The 19,335-nt window shown below is 55.2% G+C and carries 18 protein-coding genes; 7 read left to right on the top strand and 11 right to left on the bottom strand.

Annotation, left to right across the window (positions count from 1 at the left end; genetic code table 11):
• Position 1 precedes the first annotated feature (1 nt).
• The 7 genes from ACJJIT_RS00900 to lgt form a co-directional block, all read right to left on the bottom strand.
• Positions 2 to 403, bottom strand: coding sequence for an ExbD/TolR family protein (locus ACJJIT_RS00900; protein ID WP_444887391.1), 402 nt, complete (start codon positions 401 to 403; stop codon positions 2 to 4).
• A 116-nt stretch (positions 404 to 519) separates the two neighbouring features.
• Positions 520 to 1,047 (bottom strand): MotA/TolQ/ExbB proton channel family protein, encoded by a 528-nt coding sequence (locus ACJJIT_RS00895; protein WP_152455321.1) that lies wholly within the window; start codon positions 1,045 to 1,047, stop codon positions 520 to 522.
• A gap of 14 nt (positions 1,048 to 1,061) precedes the next feature.
• A complete protein-coding gene (locus ACJJIT_RS00890; RefSeq protein ID WP_252083572.1) occupies positions 1,062 to 2,432 on the bottom strand; it encodes a MotA/TolQ/ExbB proton channel family protein in 1,371 nt (456 codons plus the stop codon).
• The gene (locus ACJJIT_RS00885; RefSeq protein ID WP_252083573.1) at positions 2,429 to 3,211 is read right to left on the bottom strand and encodes a DUF3450 domain-containing protein; all 783 of its coding nucleotides are present in this window, start codon (positions 3,209 to 3,211) and stop codon (positions 2,429 to 2,431) included. Before ACJJIT_RS00885 ends, ACJJIT_RS00890 begins: the two co-directional genes overlap by 4 nt.
• 287 nt (positions 3,212 to 3,498) lie before the next feature.
• Positions 3,499 to 4,008 carry a dihydrofolate reductase gene (locus ACJJIT_RS00880; RefSeq protein WP_444899642.1) on the bottom strand — a complete coding sequence of 170 codons (510 nt, stop codon included), beginning with the start codon at positions 4,006 to 4,008 and terminating at the stop codon, positions 3,499 to 3,501.
• Between the two features lie 14 nt (positions 4,009 to 4,022).
• Positions 4,023 to 4,856, bottom strand: coding sequence for a thymidylate synthase (locus tag ACJJIT_RS00875; protein ID WP_444882983.1), 834 nt, complete (start codon positions 4,854 to 4,856; stop codon positions 4,023 to 4,025).
• 6 nt (positions 4,857 to 4,862) lie between these two features.
• Positions 4,863 to 5,711 (bottom strand): prolipoprotein diacylglyceryl transferase, encoded by an 849-nt coding sequence (lgt, locus tag ACJJIT_RS00870; RefSeq protein WP_252083576.1) that lies wholly within the window; start codon positions 5,709 to 5,711, stop codon positions 4,863 to 4,865.
• A 95-nt stretch (positions 5,712 to 5,806) separates the two neighbouring features.
• Here lgt and ACJJIT_RS00865 point away from each other — a divergent pair, with 95 nt between their 5' ends.
• From ACJJIT_RS00865 to ACJJIT_RS00845, 5 genes are all read left to right on the top strand, one after another.
• On the top strand, positions 5,807 to 6,643 hold the full coding sequence (locus tag ACJJIT_RS00865) for an NRDE family protein (RefSeq protein WP_444899641.1): 837 nt from the start codon (positions 5,807 to 5,809) through the stop codon (positions 6,641 to 6,643).
• Between the two features lie 447 nt (positions 6,644 to 7,090).
• Positions 7,091 to 9,046, top strand: coding sequence for a L,D-transpeptidase family protein (locus ACJJIT_RS00860; protein ID WP_444899640.1), 1,956 nt, complete (start codon positions 7,091 to 7,093; stop codon positions 9,044 to 9,046).
• A gap of 183 nt (positions 9,047 to 9,229) precedes the next feature.
• On the top strand, positions 9,230 to 10,468 hold the full coding sequence (locus ACJJIT_RS00855) for a L,D-transpeptidase family protein (RefSeq protein ID WP_444899639.1): 1,239 nt from the start codon (positions 9,230 to 9,232) through the stop codon (positions 10,466 to 10,468).
• 27 nt (positions 10,469 to 10,495) lie between these two features.
• Positions 10,496 to 11,656 carry a L,D-transpeptidase family protein gene (locus ACJJIT_RS00850; protein ID WP_444899638.1) on the top strand — a complete coding sequence of 387 codons (1,161 nt, stop codon included), beginning with the start codon at positions 10,496 to 10,498 and terminating at the stop codon, positions 11,654 to 11,656.
• Between the two features lie 319 nt (positions 11,657 to 11,975).
• Positions 11,976 to 12,509, top strand: coding sequence for a DUF882 domain-containing protein (locus ACJJIT_RS00845; protein ID WP_252083581.1), 534 nt, complete (start codon positions 11,976 to 11,978; stop codon positions 12,507 to 12,509).
• A gap of 54 nt (positions 12,510 to 12,563) precedes the next feature.
• On the opposite strand, the gene ACJJIT_RS00840 is transcribed toward ACJJIT_RS00845, so the two are convergent.
• Positions 12,564 to 13,745 carry an imelysin family protein gene (locus ACJJIT_RS00840; RefSeq protein ID WP_444887398.1) on the bottom strand — a complete coding sequence of 394 codons (1,182 nt, stop codon included), beginning with the start codon at positions 13,743 to 13,745 and terminating at the stop codon, positions 12,564 to 12,566.
• Positions 13,746 to 13,803: 58 nt separating this feature from the next.
• Positions 13,804 to 14,469: an HAD family hydrolase gene (locus ACJJIT_RS00835; protein ID WP_444882987.1), complete on the bottom strand. Its 666-nt coding sequence runs from the start codon at positions 14,467 to 14,469 to the stop codon at positions 13,804 to 13,806.
• 339 nt (positions 14,470 to 14,808) lie between these two features.
• On the opposite strand from ACJJIT_RS00835, the gene ACJJIT_RS00830 reads away from it, so the two are divergent.
• Positions 14,809 to 15,315 carry an RNA pyrophosphohydrolase gene (locus tag ACJJIT_RS00830; protein WP_252086035.1) on the top strand — a complete coding sequence of 169 codons (507 nt, stop codon included), beginning with the start codon at positions 14,809 to 14,811 and terminating at the stop codon, positions 15,313 to 15,315.
• A gap of 88 nt (positions 15,316 to 15,403) precedes the next feature.
• Complete coding sequence (gene ptsP / locus ACJJIT_RS00825; RefSeq protein WP_444882988.1) at positions 15,404 to 17,668, top strand: phosphoenolpyruvate--protein phosphotransferase; 2,265 nt, start codon at positions 15,404 to 15,406, stop codon at positions 17,666 to 17,668.
• A gap of 66 nt (positions 17,669 to 17,734) precedes the next feature.
• Here ptsP and gcvH read toward each other — a convergent pair whose 3' ends face one another.
• Together gcvH and gcvT are read right to left on the bottom strand one after the other, a co-directional pair.
• Positions 17,735 to 18,121 (bottom strand): glycine cleavage system protein GcvH, encoded by a 387-nt coding sequence (gene gcvH / locus ACJJIT_RS00820; RefSeq protein ID WP_252083585.1) that lies wholly within the window; start codon positions 18,119 to 18,121, stop codon positions 17,735 to 17,737.
• A gap of 67 nt (positions 18,122 to 18,188) precedes the next feature.
• Positions 18,189 to 19,277 (bottom strand): glycine cleavage system aminomethyltransferase GcvT, encoded by a 1,089-nt coding sequence (gene gcvT, locus ACJJIT_RS00815; protein ID WP_252083586.1) that lies wholly within the window; start codon positions 19,275 to 19,277, stop codon positions 18,189 to 18,191.
• Between the last annotated feature and the right edge of the window lie 58 nt (positions 19,278 to 19,335).

Raw genomic sequence — 19,335 nt, 5'->3', positions numbered from 1 at the left:
GTTAACTCTTTTCTGTCGCGACCGAAACTTTCTTGATACCAATCTTCCTGGCTGCTTCCGCAATCAGGGCGATCTTTTCAATACTCGCTTCCTTATCGGGCTGAATCACCAACCACCCTTTCGGGTTTTCCGAGTAGAGGCGCTCCAGGACAATTCTTACCTGGCGCTCATCAACTTTCTCTTTGGCAATCCAGATCTCATCACTATTGTTGATCGCTACCAGAATAGAGGTGGCTTTGAGTTCTGCGGTTGTCGCTTCCGGCTTAACAACATCAGCACCCGGTTCCTTAATAAAGGTCGCAGTGACGATAAAGAAGATCAGCATGATGAACACCACGTCCAGCATGGGCGTGAGGTCAATAGCGCCGGCTTCTTCTTCTGCCGTATTTTGTCTTTTGCTCATAGCAACTCTCTTAGCGAACTTTCTCGTCAGGGGCCCTCAGGGAGCGCCCCTGGCGAAAATTTCTGGCTTGGCTAAACCTTCACAGCAAATAAGCTGGCCTATTCGCTGATGTGTGCTTAGTGATCCATGGTCAGATGATCTTCCAACAACTGGGTCTCACGCTCGGCCTTACGGGCGAGGTAGGTGTTGGCGAATACTCCGGAGAGGGCCGCAACCATACCCGCCATCGTCGGGATAGTTGCCATGGATACACCACTGGCCATCTGCTTAGCGTCACCGCCACCGGTAATTGCGAGAACATCGAACACGTTGATCATGCCCCAAACCGTGCCCAGCAGCCCGAACAGGGGCGCTAGGGCAACACAGGCCTGGATCATGTCCATATTGTCCTGAATCTTCTCGGAAACCCGGGAGATCATCGCGTAGCGGATCTGGTGGGAGGCCCAGGATTTGCGCTCACTGCGCTCTTCCCACTGGTCTACCGCACCCTGAACGTCACTCTTTAACGCTTTGTTAAAGTAGAAAACACGTTCAAAAATCAGCGTCCACATAAAGAAGGTCAGGCCGGCGATCAGGAACAGTACTGGCCCGCCCGACGCCATAAAGGCGTTGACGGCGGCCCATGCGTCGATTAATGCGTGCATGTTGCCGCCTCCTCTTATTTACGCTCGGCGTTTTCCGCCACGATACCAGCGCTCTGCTCTTCAAGAATATGCAGAACGCGCTTGGCACGAGCATTAACAATGGTGTGCATCAGTACAGTGGGGATAGCCACACACAGACCGAGAACGGTGGTGATCAAGGCAGAAGAAATACCACCAGCCATTGCTTTAGGATCACCAGCACCAAAGATGGTAATTGCCTGGAAGGTTACGATCATACCGGTAACGGTACCCAACAGACCCAGCAGCGGAGCTACCATGGCAATAATCTTCAGCAGGTTGAGACCGGACTCGATGGCCGGACGCTCTTTCAGGACCGCCTCTTCCATCTTCAGCTCGAGAGTCTCACCGTCGACACCTTTGTTCTCTTCCGCAACAGCCAGTACACGGCCCAGCGGGTTATTGGTGTTCGGGGTAGAAGAACGCAGCTGAGCATTAACCTTGGCACTCACGCCAGTCAGTACGATCAGGCGGAAGATAGCCAGCAGCATTGCGAATACACCAACAGCAGTAATGATGTAACCAACGATGTCACCCTGGTGCCAACGCTCAACGATATCGGGGCTGTTGATCATGGCTTTCAGGTAGGAGCCGCCGGTAGGACCAGTCGGGTCAACACCGAAAGCACTGAAGCCAGCGGTGGAGGCCTGTAAGCCTTCCGCCATCTTCTGGAAGCTGGCATCTGGCTGGCGAATCAGCTCGGCCAGCTGGTAGGCGTCATTCATTTCCAGGTATTTACCGTTGGAAACCAGGTTGAAGTTACCAACACGGACAACTTCCTGTTGAGCTTGCTCACCGTTGGGCTTGATCACGGTAGCGTTGAACTTAACTACTTTGCCGGATTCCAGGGTTTCACGTTGAACTTCAAACCACAGACGCTCGATTTCCTCGATTGTCGGCAGCTTGGTAGCACTGTTCATCTTGGCCAGCAGACCGTCGATAAATTCGGTACGGTTGGGGTACTGGGCGGAAACCAGGGAGGAACCAATGTTCGAGCGTAGATCTGCCGCAGTGGAAGACATATGGCCGAACAGCTCTTTCAGAGAGCCCAGGCGCTCGTCCAATTGCTGGCGTTTCTGATCTACAGCAACTTCCTGCTCCTGGTATTTCTTTTCCAGTTCAGCAGAGCGCTTTTCTTCTGCAGTGCGAGTGTCTTTAGCCTTTTTCAGCAAAGATTGCTGATTGGCCTTTTGGCGACGGAACTCAGCTTCACGCTGCTTGTGCTCTTTGGATTCAGCAACCTTGGACTGTTGAACCATTTTCAGCAGGTCATCGAGAGAAGCTGCTTTTTCCTGGGCGACAGCAGAGAAGCTGATCAGGCCAGCCGCTGCTGCAACTAGTACGCGTTTGGCGATAGAGGATTTCATTGCGCTGCCTCCGGAGCCGCGATCGGCATAGTCATGATATCGATAGTGGCCTGCTTCTTGGCGATTTTCAGACCGTTCATGAGAGCGCGGCGGTATTCGCCAGCATCGATCTCAACCCAGGCTTTCTGGCCTTTGTCATAGGCGAGGGAGATCGAGGAGTCGGTGGTCTGAGCCAGCAGGGCGATACGGCCGATCTGCAGCACGTTCACCTGGCGCTCTTGGCCATTTACGTTCAGGGTATCGCCGTAAGTGTCGATCTTACGCGCGTATTCCGCTTCGAAATTGTACAGCTCCAGTACCTGGCGGAATTTCTCCGCAACAGTAATATCGGAACGATCCATATTGTTCTTAACGCCTTCGAGGTTGGCCATACGCTCGTCCAGCTTGAACGGTGCGTCCAGTTCGATGAACTGCTCCAGGCCGTCCAGCATACGCAAAATCAGCGGCTGGATCTGACGTTCGATTACAGTAACGTTGGCAATGGACTCGTCCAGCTCATTGATCACTTCGAGCTGGTTGGCCAGCTGCTTTTCCAGCTGACGGTTGTACACTCGCAGACCATCGATTTCTTTATTGACCACCTTGAAGTCCTGCAGCAGGCTGCTGGTTTCTTCGGCAATCTTGTCGATGCGTTTTTGCGATGCCTGGGCCGCAGTGGTTTTCTGCTGGCCGACGGCGAGTACGTTATCGAGAGTATCCGCAGTGGCTACGCTGCCGTAGAGCGCGCCGGCAGACAGCGCAGTGGTCAGCGCCACAGCCATGAATCGCTTGGTTTTCATTAGACCCCCCAGTGGGTTCAATATTTCACAACATGGTCGCGATGAGATAGCTGCCACAACGCGGTGTCCTTTTGTTTTAAAAACATTGGTTAGAAGACAGCTAAGAGCCGCACATTGTAAACAGCCGATTTGATTATTCAAATGCCGATTGCCAGCATCGGCCCGCGTGGGTAGCAAAGTAACAACCGGGTAACAAGACCGGGTCGCTTGCACACATTGACGGCGCTATTCCCTGTGTTGGCTGTCGCAGAATTTAACAGATTGATCAACTTTTAATCAAATTGTTTTTATTTAAATCTGTCGTACTGAACTAATGCGTAGTTATACTCATTCTTGTCGCAAGCAGGGTAACACTCTCGTGCAACTTCGACCCATGAGTCATTAACTTCAGGAAAAAATGCATCTCCCGCCACTTCAGCATCTACTTCGGTAACATAGAGCCGCGCGGCATAGGGCATACTGAGGCAATAAATCTGTGCCCCGCCGATCACCATCAGCTCGCTGGCCCCTGCTTCCTGTGCGTGCTTATCGCCAAGTTCCAGTGCGGCTTCCAAGGTGCTTGCCACCTCAACACCGTCGGCCTGCCAATCAGGGTTGCGGGTAATCACGATATTGACACGTCCAGGTAGCGGGCGGCCAATCGACTCAAAGGTCTTACGTCCCATCACCACAGGCTTGCCCATAGTAGTGCGCTTGAAGAACTGCAGGTCGCCAGAAAGACGCCAGGGCAACTCGTTATCTCTGCCAATGGCACCGTTACGGGCCACAGCCGCGATTAAGGCAATCGGGGTATCCACAGTGTCTCTCCTATTCAAACCGCAACTGGAGCCGGAATATGTGGATACGCCTGGTAATCCTGCAGATCGAAATCCTCGAAACGGAAGGCGAACAGGTCTTTGACATCCGGATTGAGGTGCATTGTCGGTAGGGGGTGTGGTTCCCGTTGCAGCTGCAGATCAACCTGCTCCAGATGATTGGAGTAGAGGTGAGCATCGCCAAAAGTATGAATAAACTCACCTGGCTCAAGATTACACACTTGAGCCAGCATCAACGTTAGCAAGCTGTAGGAGGCAATATTGAAAGGCACACCAAGGAAGATATCCGCACTGCGCTGGTACAACTGGCAGGATAACTTGCCATCCGCCACATAAAACTGGAACAAGGCGTGGCAAGGGGCGAGCGCCATGCGCCCTTCACGGGCATTTTCTGCCGGGGAGACGCCCTCATCGGGCAGGTCCGCCGGATTCCAGGCACTGATTATCAGACGGCGGGAATCTGGACGGGTTTTCAACTGCTGCACCAGCTCTTCCACCTGGTCAATTTTACGACCATCAGGCGTGGGCCAAGAGCGCCACTGGTGGCCGTAAACTGGCCCCAAATCCCCATCTTCGGTAGCCCATTCATCCCAGATTCGCACCTTGTTTTCCTGCAGGTAGCGAATGTTGGTGTCTCCCTGCAAAAACCACAGCAGCTCGTGAATGATGGAGCGCAAATGACACTTCTTTGTAGTGATTAAGGGGAAACCCTCTGCCAAGTTAAAGCGCATCTGGTGGCCAAATACGCTCAGGGTCCCGGTGCCGGTACGATCCCCTTTTACTGTGCCGTTTTCGCGCACATGGCGCATTAGATCGAGGTACTGCTTCATTTCTAACTAGGCTCCGCCATTTACTTGAGAACGGTTTTCTTTGTTTCCACCCTTGCCTCGCCCTTCGGGCAGCGGCTGGGTACGATAGCTCCAGACCAATAGAGCGATACCGGCAATAATCATCGGCAGACTCAAAAGCTGGCCGCGAGTCATCCAGCCGAACAAGTCGAAGCCGATATGACCATCTGGCTCCCTGACAAATTCCACCAGGAAACGGAAAATACCGTAGAGCAACACAAACATACCGCCAACGGCGAGGCGCGGGCGCGGCTTGCTGGAGAACCACCAGAGCACCGCGAAGAGCACTAGCCCTTCCAGGAAGGCCTGGTATAACTGCGACGGATGCCTGGCCAACAGCTCCGGGTCCTTGGGAAAGACCATTCCCCAGGGCCCTTCTGTTGGGCGGCCCCAGAGCTCCTGACCGATAAAGTTACCCAGACGCCCCAGTCCCAGGCCGATAGGTACCAGTGGGGCGACAAAATCAATCAGCGCGGGGAAAGTTGAGCCAATTTTTCGGGCATAAATGACGGTGGCTAACATTACGCCAACCAGACCACCATGGAAACTCATGCCCCCTTCCCAGACTTTGAACAGAGAGAGCGGATTCTCCATCAACTGCGGCAAGTTGTAGAAGAACATGTAGCCGAGGCGCCCACCGACCACCACACCGATAGCGCAGTAGAGAATCAAGTCCTCCACTTCCGATTTAATAACTGGAGACCAGGGCCGAGTGCTACGCCGCAGTGCCAACCACCAGGCAGCAACGAAACCGAACAGGTACATCAGCCCGTACCAATGTACTTTTAAAGGGCCTATAGCAATGGCCACCGGATTGATTTCTGGATAAGTCAGCATGGGGGAATCGAGATTGTTGGCGAAGAGCGTATTATGGTCGCAAAGCGCCCCCCAGCGAAAGAGGCGCGCTAAAAGCCCACCTTCAGGAAAACACTATGTGTCTACTGTTGTTTGCCTACCGTTGCCATCCCGACTACCCGCTGCTACTTATCGCCAATAGAGATGAATTTTACGTCAGGAAGAGTGCCCCCGCCGAACCCTGGAAGAATGGGCCAGAGGGGAGACAAATAGTCGCTGGGCGGGATCTGCAGGCTGGCGGAACCTGGGCAGGGATCTCTGCGCGGCGGGTGGCCGCAGTGACCAATATCCGCGAGCCCGGAAGGGCAGAGCCTGAAAAAGTCCTATCTCGCGGGGAAATTCCTTATAAATTCCTAACCGGCGATGATTCCCCCGAGCAGTTCGCAGGGGAACTCGAAGGACAGCACTATCGGGGCTTTAATGCGCTGCTATTCGCACTGGATAAAGCCCCCCCCCTATACTGCGCGGGCAATAGGCATAAGCCCTTCGCTTTCTCTGCCGGAGTACACGGTATCTCCAATGGCGCACCCGATGCTCCCTGGCCCAAGGTGGAAAAGGGCAAGGCGGGGCTGGCACAAATTACACGGCAAATTGAAGGCCCCATTGGCCGGGAGAACTTTATTGAACCGGCCTTCAACCTGCTGCAGGACAGGGCCCCCGCTGCAGATGCGGAGCTGCCAGATACCGGCGTGAGTTTGTCAATGGAGCGCGCCCTGTCGCCAATATTTGTGCAGATATCCCAGAGAAAGAATCAACTGCCAGGCGGGCAAGATTTAAGCGACACTCTGCAAGGCTATGGCACACGTGCCAGCACCCTCATAGCAGTTCACCGGGATGGCCAGACCCAGTTATGGGAACAGAGCTTTTCCCAGGGCAATCCGTATGGGCCAATTCGCCACTTTTCCATCCCCTGAATCCTTTATCCCAAGCCCCTGAAATCTGTAGGGTTTTTAGGGGTTATTGAAAAAATTGGCCGTATCTAATCGCCCAAGCCCCGAAGCCATAGCAGACAAATTTCTGTCAATAACAGAACCATATCGCGGTAAGGGCTAAGATTTGCGTGCCTTCATCACAGATTACCAAGCCTCTTATCCTCAGAGGAAAGAAACGCCAAGCAAATTCCGCATTTATTGCCATACTTAGTTTCACAGGCTGAGATTGGTTGAGTTTCGCGCAAGCGTGACGCCAATTGTGGTCTTACATTAGAGGAAGTCGCGCGGGACGCATGACAAGTGCGAGTCAACGCTAGACACCTAACAGTCTCTGGATGGGCTCGCCACAGGTTCGGAAGGTATGAACGATCTGGCGTCCGGCATTATCCACAAGACAACACCGGGCCCCTGCAGTATCGCTGAGGTACCATGTCTTACTTCAACCCAGAGCAGCGCAAACGCAAATCACTACTGCCCCTGCTGGTGCTAGGCAGTCTCTGTGTCTCCATCCTCTATTACGCCTTTTCCGCTAACCAGAAAACGGTGCCAGTATTGCCGGAGAGTGCAGTACGCCCACATTTGGTGCACTGGCTGGAGGAAAACCCTGACGCATGGCCGGCCCAAGATCCCATTTTTAACCCGGCGGCAGTGCGCAGGATTTACCAGCGTACTAATTATCGTCTGCTGTGGTTTGATAATTACAACCTGAGTGACAGCGCCAATGATCTCCTCAAGCAGCTAACAGCTGCCAGCTCTGGCAATCCAAGCAGCATGGTGGATTATCGTTACCACCTGGGGTACTTCGACCGCACCTTACGGGACACTCCCCAGCGCCTGCAAATGGCCGCAGTACTGGATATTCTGCTAACAGACGCCTTCGTCTCTTACGCACAAGATACCCAGCTCGACAGAATCACCCCCAAAAGCCGTCCGCGCCGAGGAATTACACCGGTTCTGCGGGAGCACCAAGGATTTCGCATGGTAGCCTTCGGCAATGCCCCACAGCAGGCATCCAACGAGCCCAGCGGACGCAAGTACTTTCGCGGCTATGATCGGGCGCGCATGATCGGCAGTAAACCACGCAGTCGCTACTACTCCCGCGACTACAACACTGACAACCAACGCAGCTCTTCAAGGCCTTCCGACACTCGCCGCTATCGCACGCGCTACAACACCTCCAGTGACAGTGGTTCCTCTGGAGCGACCAGGGGCGGCAGCAGGGTTTACTACAATCAGGGCCGCAATAGTCATCCCCAGGAAAGAACCAGGGCAGCTCGCTCAGAGAACAGTGAGGGGCCCTATTTCGAAGAAAACACGCCTTACGGTAGCGACGTCTATGCCCTGCGAAACGAGCTGGAACGCCTGCGCAGAATCTCCGACAGTGGCCGCTGGCGCCCGATACCTCCGGGGCCGGTGATGACGATGGGTGCTCGCCACCCCCATGTGGCCCGCCTGAGAGAATTGCTCACCCTCTACGGGGACTATCAGAGCCGCTATAGCTATGGCGGAGGGGACCCCAACCGCTTTGACCGGGGCCTGCATGAAGCGCTATTGCGCTTCCAGAAGCGCCACGGCCTCAAGCCAGACGGAATTGTGGGCCGCGGCACACGCAAGCGACTCAACTTATCACCCTCAGCGCGAGCAAAAATTGTTGAGATGAATATCCTGCGCAGGGAAGAGCTTCCTGCCAGCCTTGGGGATCGCTTTATCCAGGTGAATATACCCGCGTACCGCCTCCAGTATGTGGAGAACAACCGGGTAAAACTGGCCATGAATGTGGTCGTGGGCAAGAAGAAACACGCTACTCCCGAGATCACCACCCGGGTCAGCAAGGTGGTATTCAACCCCACCTGGACAGTGCCACGCAGTATCCTGGTGAATGAAATTCTGCCCAAGGCACGCAAGAACCCTGCGGGCATGGAGAACATGGGTTACCGAGTCGTCAATGGCAGAGGGGAACACCTGCCGCTGACCGCTAGTAACTTGTCAGCCGCCGGTGCTGGGTCTTTCCTTATGCGCCAGATGGGTGGAGAGGAAAATATTTTGGGGCGAGTGAAATTCGAAATTCCCAATAAACACGATATTTACCTGCACGATACTCGCGCCCGCACTCTCTTCTCTCTCACAGACAGGGATTACAGCCACGGCTGTATCCGCCTGGAAAAACCCCGCCACCTGGCTGAGGCCCTTCTGCGCCCTCAGGGTGACTGGGACCAGTGGCGCATCGACCAGCTCACTGTCGGAGAGAAGACCACCGAGGTCGACTTAGTCCGCTTGGTTAAGGTCTATATCACCTACTGGACTGCCTGGGTGGACGGAAAGGGCCGGCTGAATTTTCGCCCCGATATCTATCGCAAGGATGGTTTGAGCGACAATCAATTTTGAGCAAGTATGGGGCGGCCTTCGGGGCCGTCCCTTAGCCTCCAATAATAACCCCCCATAGTCTTTTTCCTCGGCGCATAGCCCCGTTCCATTCCTCAAAATTATTTAGGGCTCAGGAGTCACAAGTTACCAATGTGAGCAGGGTGATCAGTCTCTCTGATCCGATTTCGCTTACTGGGGTGACTTATGGGTGCTGGCTATCTCTCCTCCTTGCAGAGCAAATCAATCCACAGTGGCACCATGGCTTTTATATTGGCCCTTGTGCTGGGGGTTGATAGCTCCCCGTCCTTGGCGAGCGCAGGGGCAGACCTTGATCTGCCTGTGCCAGGGAGAGATCCCTTTTCCCCCTATGGCAGACAGTACACTCTCCTCAGTGAGGAGCTGGCTCGCTACCAGACATTGGCCGAGGGGGATCATTGGCAACCGCTGGATGGCGGACAGCCAATTACTCCGGGAAGCCGGGGACCGAGAGTAGCTCAGTTGCGCAGCTTGTTAATGCTCTACGGCGATTTCCGCCCCAGGGATTTTCCCAGCAAAGGCTCCAAAGAAACACTTACAGGTGACGTCTACGACAAGCCCCTCCAAGAGGCTGTGCGCCGATTCCAGCGCCGCCACGGCCTAAAAGGGGATGCCCTGGTGGATGAGCGCACCCGCAGTCGCCTCAACACTAACCCGGATAAGCTGGTTCGGATTCTGGCAGCCAATATTAAACGCTGGGAAAACCTCCCAAAGGATTTAGGGCCCCGTTATATCGTCGTTAATGTTCCCGAGTTCAACTTGCGCTTGATCGACGACGAGCGCGAGCAATTCCGTATGAAAGTGGTGGTGGGCAAGCCCAAGCACAAGACCCCACAACTTACCACGCGCATGACACGCCTGGAATTTAATCCAGTTTGGCGAGTCCCCCCCAATATCGCCTTACGGGAGCTTCTGCCAAAGGGCAGCTCGGCACTGAGTGCCAAGGGCTACCGCTTAATCAATCATCGCGGCCGGGCGGTACCTTTCACCCGTGGAAATGTCGCCGCAGTGCGCCGGGGCCAGGTAACCCTGCAGCAAAAAGGAGGACCGGGAAATGCGCTGGGACGGGTCAAATTTGTGATACCCAACCGTCACGCCATTTACCTTCACGATACCAACAGCAAACACCTGTTCAAGAAATCTCAACGCGCTTTCAGCCACGGCTGCATACGCCTGGAAAAACCCCTGAAGTTTGCTCGCATGATGCTCGCCCAACAAAATCGCTGGAACAACGCCCGCATTGAGCGAGCGCTGATGAGCGGTCGTACCCATGGCGTAGCGCTGAAAAACCCTTTACCGGTATACATCGCCTACTGGACTGCCTGGGTGGATGAAAACGGCCAACTGCAGTTCCGCCCGGATATCTATCAACGGGACAAAGCCGGAAAAGGAGCCAGTCGTGGCTGAGTATCATCAATCTGGTGGGAGTTCACTATGGCTTGGTATCCCCGCCATCTAGGGTTAGCTGCTCTCCTGACAGTGGCCATTGCCTCGGCTGCCTCGATAAGCGGCGGCCAGTCTTCCAAGGGTGCTGCAGCTCTGGATATTGCCCTTATGGGAGACCAGCTGCGCAGCGAAGCCCTGCATTACAGAAACCTAGCCAAACATTGGCGCCCTATACCCCAGGGTGGCCCCCTGCAAGCCGGAGATAAGAACGAGAGGGTGCTGCAATTGCGCAAACTGCTCGAACTATACGGCGATTATCGTGGACAACCCGGCCCGGTATCATCTCCACAGAAGGACCCTATGCGCTTCGACAGCGCATTGCAGTCGGCACTTGAGCGCTTCCAGCGCCGCCACGGCTTGGTGCCAAGTGGTGTTGCCGAGGGAGAAACCCTCACGGCCCTGTCGGTTTCTCCCATCGAGAGAGCTGAACAGATGGTTAGAAATGCACAACGCTGGGACAAGCTTCCCTCTCAGAAAGAAGGGCGCTATGTGCTGGTAAATGTGCCCAACTACCGCCTGCAATTGGTGGAAGATGGACGTATCAAGCTGGATATGAAAACCGTGGTGGGCAAGAACAGCAGCCGCACACCCAATTTACACACCCGCATTACCAGTGTGGTATTCAACCCCACCTGGACAGTGCCGCGCAGTATCCTCATCACAGAGTTACTCCCCAAAGCACGGCACAACCCTGCAGCCATGCACCGCCGCGGTTATCGGGTCATCCAGTATCGCGGTGGCAAAACTTCCCCGATCACCGATGAGAGCTTGGAGAGGGCCGCAGGTGGCCACGCCACCATGCGCCAGGTCAGCGGGCCAGATAACACCCTAGGTAAAGTGAAGTTCGTTATTCCCAATAAGCAGGCCATATTCCTACACGACACCCAGGCGCAAAGCCTGTTCACAGAGCACCATAGAGCTTTTAGTCACGGCTGTGTGCGCCTGCATCAACCCGAGGAATTGGCCTATAACCTGCTAGAAACCCAGGGGTGGGACAGGACCCGCATCGCCGAGGCTGCAACCGGGGACGAACCTCTAAAAGTAGCCATCAAACCCGCCCCTAAACTCTTTATCGTTTATATGACAGCTTGGATAGACGCCGAAGGGCGCCCTCAATTCCGCCGGGATATTTATCACAGGGATAAATAGGACAATGCCCCAGGCGCCCCCCAAAAAGTGCCCCTGCTTTAGGAAAAAAACTAAATAGTCGCAAAAAAAATGATTTTTTAAGCTTGCCCACTGAATGACAACGCTGTCTCCTGTTTCTAATGCTAATTCCCCCGCCAGCAGCTACGAGAACGCAAAGGGAGTAGCATCCGTAAAAAAATTTACCAACGAAAGCCTTCAAATATTTCCTAATTAGCAGGTCACAATTTGTAACAAATGGTTATTTTTTGTACATTTTCCGCCGTACCCGGATGTGCTCAATCAAGGGCACCCCGAAGAGATTTAACGACGAGGCGGAATTATGAAGAATCCATCCAGACGTCGATTCCTGGCAGTGACCTGCGCAACTGCGGCGGCGGTCAGCGCCGGACCGACTTTCGCGAAAGTAGGTAGCTCCCGCACCCTGAAGATGCGCAACCTGCACACAGGGGAGAAGCTGGAGGCCGCCTACTGGAGCAACGGAAACTACAGCAACGGTGGTTTGAAACAGTTCAATAAGCTGCTGCGGGACCACCGAGCTAACGAAGTGACCCGCATGGACCCGAAACTATTTGATATCGTGTATAAGCTGAAGGAAAAGTTCAATTACACCGGTACCATCGAGATTATCTCCGGGTACCGTTCGCCCAAGACCAATGCGAAGTTACGCGCTGCGGGTCGGGGCGTGGCCAAGCGCAGCTACCATACCCGCGGTATGGCCTTAGATATCCGCATGCCCGGTGTACCCCTGTCAAAACTGAGGCAGGCGGCGCTGAACCTAAAGGCAGGTGGTGTCGGCTATTACCCGAAGAGTAACTTCGTGCACGTGGACACAGGCCCTGTACGTCGCTGGTAAGCTTATAGACATCTCACAAAAAACCCCGGCTATTGCCGGGGGTTTTTATTTCCTTTAGCCCTCAACGGCCGGTAAAGACACTGGCATCACATCCTTCTCCGATACTGGCACCTCTGTGGTACCAGTCATCAAACCTGCCATCCGCTCCAACAACTTGCGCGCTTTGGCCAGCTGCCCAAGCTCTGCCAACTCGAATGGATCCTCCATCTTTAACAATAGGGCCTCAAAATCTGAAAAGGCCTCCTCCAAAGCATTGACCTGATGGCGGTCAAGAAGCACCTCGGCCAGACCACCACCTCCGGAGGGGATCCAGTTAGACTGCAAGGTCGCCATAATTGCCAGTAGCGCCTGCTTCGAGTCTGCCGCGCGGCCACTTTCTACATCACTCTCCGAGCCCTCGGGGAGACGGCGCAAAAGCTGCTCATCAATCACCTGGGTATGTGCTGCGCGAATCTGCTGCAATCGCGCTACCGGTCCTAGGGCTAGGTACTCACGGGATAGGTTATTGGCCGAAGTGGGCCAGCGACGTGCCAGCCCGGCCATATCTTCTTCAATCCCCTTGGCAATCAGACTGGTTAGTTCACGGCGACGATTGACCGCCAAAGCCTCCGGCCTCTCTCCTTCGCTAACTGCCACAAAGTCTTCCGCCATGCGCTCACTTGTGGGGCCCCAGAGCATCACCTCAAGTGCGTGAAAGCCGGTGCTCGCCTCTTCGTGTGCTGTGAGGCGATGTTGTTTGCGCAGGTTTGTCAAAGTCAGTTCGATAGCGGTGTCGTTGACGATGCCGCTATCGGAATAACCCGGCACAGTATCCAGATAACCGGGCTGGGCGGGCCAGCTATCGAGTGCCAATAAGAGCTTGCGCCCTTGACTGCGCAGGTCCGAGGGCGAAAAAGCCAGTTGGATATAGGGCAAAGTTGCCGCAAACTCGCGGTGCGCATCCAGCCAGGCCAGCCTGGCCTCCTCCAATTGCTCCTCATCGGGCTGGGCAAGCAAGGCATCGACAGCTCTCCGCAACGTTTCCACGGAGGCATGAGCGTGCAATACCTGAGCCTGTCCCGCCTGCCAGATTGCCAGCGAGAGATCCGAGGCCACCTTTTCATCAACCTGTTGGGCCTCTGGGGCACGCTTCTGTTCCTTTAAAGGCTGAGAGGTTCGCTGTTCGCAGCCAACTACGATAACCAGTACTCCCAGCAATAGGGCTGTGGCCAGAGACCGAAGGCAATATCCGTTCACTCACTTCCTCTTTTCATGTTTTCCAAGGCCGCACTTTTCTCTTGGCCAAAATCGCCATTTAGCCCTGATCGCGCAAGCTAATAATTGGCCATCCACGCACTTGCGCCTCTGCTCGCAGTTGGGCATCTGGGTCAACCGCCACCGGATGCTCCACTTCCGTGAGCAGAGGCAAATCGTTGATGGAATCGCTGTAGAACCATTTCTCCCTACCCGCGTATTCAGGGTTTTGCGCCAGCCATTGGCGCAGGCGCAACACCTTGCCAGCCTGATAACAGGGCTCTCCCACGACACGGCCGGTGAAGTGACCCTCGTGCTCTTCAGGCTCAGTCGCCAACAGGGTATCCACCCCCAGGCGGGCGGCAATCGGCTCCACCACAAAGCGGTTAGTGGCGGTAATAATCATGATGTGGTGTCCTTTGCGACGATGTTCACCGATTAGCTCTTGCGCTGCCGGTAGCCACAACTCACTGATCACCTCCTGCATAAATTCACTTTGCAGATTCTCCAGTTGACCCCGAGAAATTTGTGACAGCGGCTCCAAGGCAAACTCCAGGTAGGCAAAGATATCCAACTCACCCCGCTGGTAGTCCTGATAGAAGCGATCGTTGCTCAAACGATAGCGTTCGCTATCCACATGCTCGCGCTCCACCAGAAACTCACCCCAGGCGTGATCGCTGTCTCCGCCGATCAGCGTGTTGTCGAGATCAAAAATTGCCAAGTGCATCGCCAACTCCCCCGTAAACTATAGATTCGCAAAGGCTATTTCACCGCCAGGGTAAAGCAACCACCACTAGAGTGGCGGTCGATTTTACCGCGCACTCGCCCCTATCACACGGACTGCGTCACTGAATTGCTGTAAACCCACCTCTGTGGAACAATGCGGGACAAGTAAGTGCAGCGCACGGCCGCACACAAAAGTATTGAGGACGGTATTTTGGGCGACGGCAAACCGGCACCTGCCGGGCGAAGAAACCGCCGTAAGCCTGCCAAGCAGTCAAATCGCAGCGACAACCCCAGTAGCAACAATCGCAACCGGGGACAGGGTGGCGACAACAGCAGCAATATAGACTCAGAGGGCTTTCGCCCCAATGTCGGTATCATTGTGCTGAATGCCCGCGGTCAGGCACTGTGGGCTCGGCGGGTAGGTGGCAAGGACGCCTGGCAATTTCCCCAGGGCGGTATAAATCCGGGCGAAACTCCCGAACAGGCACTATATAGGGAGCTATACGAAGAAGTAGGGCTTACACGCGATCAGGTCAGTCTTATCACCTGCACCCGCGGCTGGCTGCGCTATCGCCTGCCGCAGCGCCTGATCCGCCGGCGCTCTGAACCCCTGTGCATTGGCCAGAAACAAAAGTGGTTCTTACTGAAGTTAGAAGCCGAAGAGTCTTGCATCAGCTTCGACAACGGCTATAAGCCCGAATTTGACCACTGGCGCTGGGTGAGCTACTGGCACCCACTCAGTAAAGTGGTGACCTTCAAGCGCGAGGTTTATCGGCGCGCGCTGGCCGAACTGGCCCCACAACAAATTCAGCTGGAAAGGCGCTGGTTGCGCGAGCGGGGCGAGTAATTCCGCAGCATCAGCTGCACTCCAGCACCACCAAGCCCAGGCTCTCCTGGGCCTAATTCATTCTCCGTTGACTGGCGAGGAAAGGCCATTGCTCGGATCTTTGCGCAGTATCGTTCAGGAAGTTAACTCCGCCAGGGACCTGCCGGCAGTGCTTGAAATCATTGTGCGGCGAGTGCGCGAAGTGATGCACACCCGTGTCTGCTCTGTTTACCTTCGCGACAAAGAAACCGGCAACTATGTCCTGATGGCCACCGATGGCCTGCTACCAAGTGCCGTGGGCCAGGTGCAATTAGCACCCGATGAGGGCCTGGTTGGTAATGTGGTCACCCGCGAAGAGCCCATCAATCTAGAAAAGGCCGAGGCACATCCCGCCTACCAATATTTTCCCTCGACCGGTGAGGAGCGATTTAGCGCTTTCCTGGGCACACCGATAATCCACCACCGCGCAGTGCTCGGTGTCCTAGTTGTCCAGCAGGAAGAGCAGCGCCGTTTCGATGAAGGTGAAGAAGCTTTTCTCGTCACCCTCTCTGCCCAGCTTGCCGGAGTGATTGCTCACGCCGAAGCCACTGGCATGTTGGCTACCATCCGCCGACAGCGCCAGGAAACCCACTTCTCCGGTATTCCCGCCTCGCCAGGTGTCGCCATAGGTCGTGCCCATATTGTCACCCCCAGGGCCAACTTGGCCACCGTGCCCTACTCCCTGTGCCTGGACATCGAAGAGGAATTAATTTTGTTCCGGCAAGCGCTCACCTCCGCCAGAGAGGAGATTCGCGAAGTGGGAGAGCGTCTCAAAGACGAACTCAACCGCGAAGAGCGCGCACTTTTCGATGCCTATATCAGTATGCTCGACGACGATTCTCTCGCCGTAGAGGTTTGCGATCGTATTCAACAGCAGCTGAGCGCCCCCAGGGCCTGGGCCGAAGTCATGCTCGAACACGTGCGCCGTTTTGAGGCCATGTCCGACTCCTATTTCCGCGACCGTGCCGCCGACGTGCGAGACTTGGGAGCCCGTGTCCTCACCCACTTACACCAGCAACAGCAGAGCGAGCGCGATTATCCAGACAACACCATTCTGGTTGGGGAAGAGCTCACTGCCGCGGTGCTGGCCGAAGTGCCGCGGGAGAAGCTGATCGGTGCTGTTTCCGTAAAAGGCTCCTCCAACAGCCATATGGCCATCATTGCCCGCGCTATGGGGCTGCCGGCGATTATGGGCGTGCAAGACCTGCCCTACGAAACTATCGACGATGTGGATATGGTGGTGGATGGCTACCGCGGCGACCTGCACATTCATCCTGGCGTAGAGCTCAAACGCCGTTACGACGAGATCGTCGCCGAAGAGCAACAGCTCGCCCACAGTCTGGATCACCTGGCAGAACTACCTGCTGAAACTGCCGATGGACACCGGGTTCACTTGCTGGTCAACACCGGCCTGATGGCTGATGTCACTCGCTCCCTAGAGCGCGGGGCCGAGGGTGTCGGCCTGTTCCGCACCGAGGTCCCCTTCCTTCTGCGCGACCGCTTTCCCTCCGAGGAGGAACAGCGGGAAATCTACCGGGAACAACTCGAAGCCTTTGCCCCCATGCCGGTAACCATGCGCACCCTCGATGTAGGCGGCGACAAAGCACTGGCCTACTTTCCCATTGAAGAAACCAACCCATTCCTGGGGTGGCGCGGCATTCGCGTAACCCTCGACCACCCGGAAATTTTCCTGGCGCAGGTGCGCGCCATGATGAAGGCCAGCCAAGGGCTCAACAACCTGCGTATCATGCTGCCCATGATCAGTGGGCTCAATGAACTCGAAGCCGCACGCAAACTGATCGAACGAGCCTACCGGGAACTTCTGGAAGAAGATTATGAAATTGAGATGCCGCCGCTCGGGGTCATGGTGGAGGTGCCCTCGGCGATCTATCAGATTCGCGAATTAGCCGAGCGCGCTGATTTCATCTCAGTGGGCAGCAATGATCTGACTCAGTACTTACTGGCTGTGGATCGCAATAACAGTCGCGTTGCCAATATCTACCACGCCCTACACCCCGCAGTGCTGCGTGCTCTGCAAGAGATTGTCAGCACCGCGCACGCTGAGGGCACCAGAGTCGGCATCTGCGGAGAATTAGCAGGAGAACCCGGGGGCGCCCTATTGTTGGTGGCCATGGGCTACGACATGCTGTCGATGAACGCCACCAATCTACCGCGAGTAAAGGCAACTCTGCGCGCGGTACGCCAAGCAGATACCAAGTTACTACTGCAACAAGTGATCCAAATGGATTGTGCTGAGGAAATCGAGCACACCGTCGGCGCATTCCTACATAAAATAGGTCTGAAAGGTATCCTTCACCCGGCAAGTACCGAATAAACACCATCTATAAACAAAAAACCGCTGCCAATAGCAGCGGTTTTTGCACTCAGTGAGCGTGAGGAATTAGTCCTCAGACTCCGAGCGATAGGTATCGGCATCCAGCATATTGTCCAGCTCTTTCACATCACTGGGCTTGATACGGAAAAACCAACCGTCATCGTAAGGAGAGGAGTTTACGGTCTCCGGGGACTCTTCCAGAGTTTCATTCACCTCTACTACCTCACCGGATACCGGAGAGTAGATATCACTAGCGGCCTTAACAGACTCAACTACACCGGCCTCGTCGCCGGCAGCCAGAGTGCTGCCCACTTCGGGGGTTTCAACATATACCACATCACCCAGAGCGTCCTGGGCATGGTCACTGATGCCGATAGTAACTGTGCCATCCTCTTCCAATCGCGCCCACTCATGGCTGGAGAGGTATTTTAATTCATTGCGGATTTCGCTCATGCTGTGATCCCTTGATTAAGCATCTGTATATATTGTCTGAATGGCGCTGACACCTGTGGTGCCGCGCTTAAATAACCGATTTGCCGTTGCGCACAAAGCAGGGCTTAACCACCTTGACCGGCTGCAGTTTCTTGCGGATTTCCACTTCAGCGGTATCGCCGACGCTGGCCGGCACCCGCGCCAGGGCGATGGAGTAACCCAGGGTAGGCGAGAAGGTTCCGCTGGTGATGATACCGCGCTCTTCGCTACCGTCCACCATCACATACTGACCCCCACGCAGAACACCGCGTTCCTCGAGAACCAGCCCGACCAGCTTGTGTTCGATGCCCTTAGCCTTTTCCTCTTCCAGCACTGCGCGGCCGATAAAATTGCGGCTCTCCGGCGCCCAGGCGACGGTCCAGGACATATTGGCGATCAGTGGAGAGGTTTCCTCATCCATTTCATGGCCATACAGGTTCATACCCGCTTCGAGGCGCAGAGTATCCCGCGCACCCAAGCCACAGGGGGCAACGCCAGCCTCGGCCAAAGCACGCCAGAAACCACTGGCATCTTCGCCGGGCAGCATGATTTCCAGGCCATCTTCACCGGTATAGCCGGTACGCGCCACAAACCACTCGCCGCGGGCCACGCTCTGGAACACTTTCAGCGCATCAATCGCCGCAGTCCAGTCGATACCCAAAACTTCTTTCGTCTTGCTGAGAGCGTTAGGGCCCTGAATGGCGATCATCGCCAGCTGAGGTCTCTCAGTGAGAGTGACCTCAAAAGATTCCGCCTGCTTGTTCATCCAAGCCAGGTCTTTTTCGCGGGTTGCGCAGTTTACCACCACGCGATAACCGGGGTCGCGCAGGTAGACGATCAGGTCGTCAATCACGCCGCCCTTCTCATTCAGCATGCCGGTGTAAAGTGCCTTGCCGGGATTGCCATCGAGCTTGGCCACATCGTTGGCCAGCAGGTAGCGCAAGTAGTCGCGGGCGTCAGCGCCATCGACATCGACCACGGTCATGTGGGAGACATCAAACATTCCCGCATCGGTGCGCACCTTGTTGTGCTCATCCAACTGCGAACCGTAGTGCAGCGGCATATCCCATCCACCGAAATCCACTATTTTGCCGCCCATAGCGACATGTGTGTCATACAGAGGCGTTCTGTTTCCCATTTTAAAATCTCAGTCCGTCAGGTTCCGAAGCGGCGTATTCTAGCGGCTTGGGTACAGA

The sequence above is a fragment of the Microbulbifer mixtoriginis (SeqCode) genome (assembly GCF_052467515.1).
The sequence above is the reverse complement of the archived record's forward strand: the minus strand, read 5'-3'. Positions and strand labels throughout refer to the sequence as shown.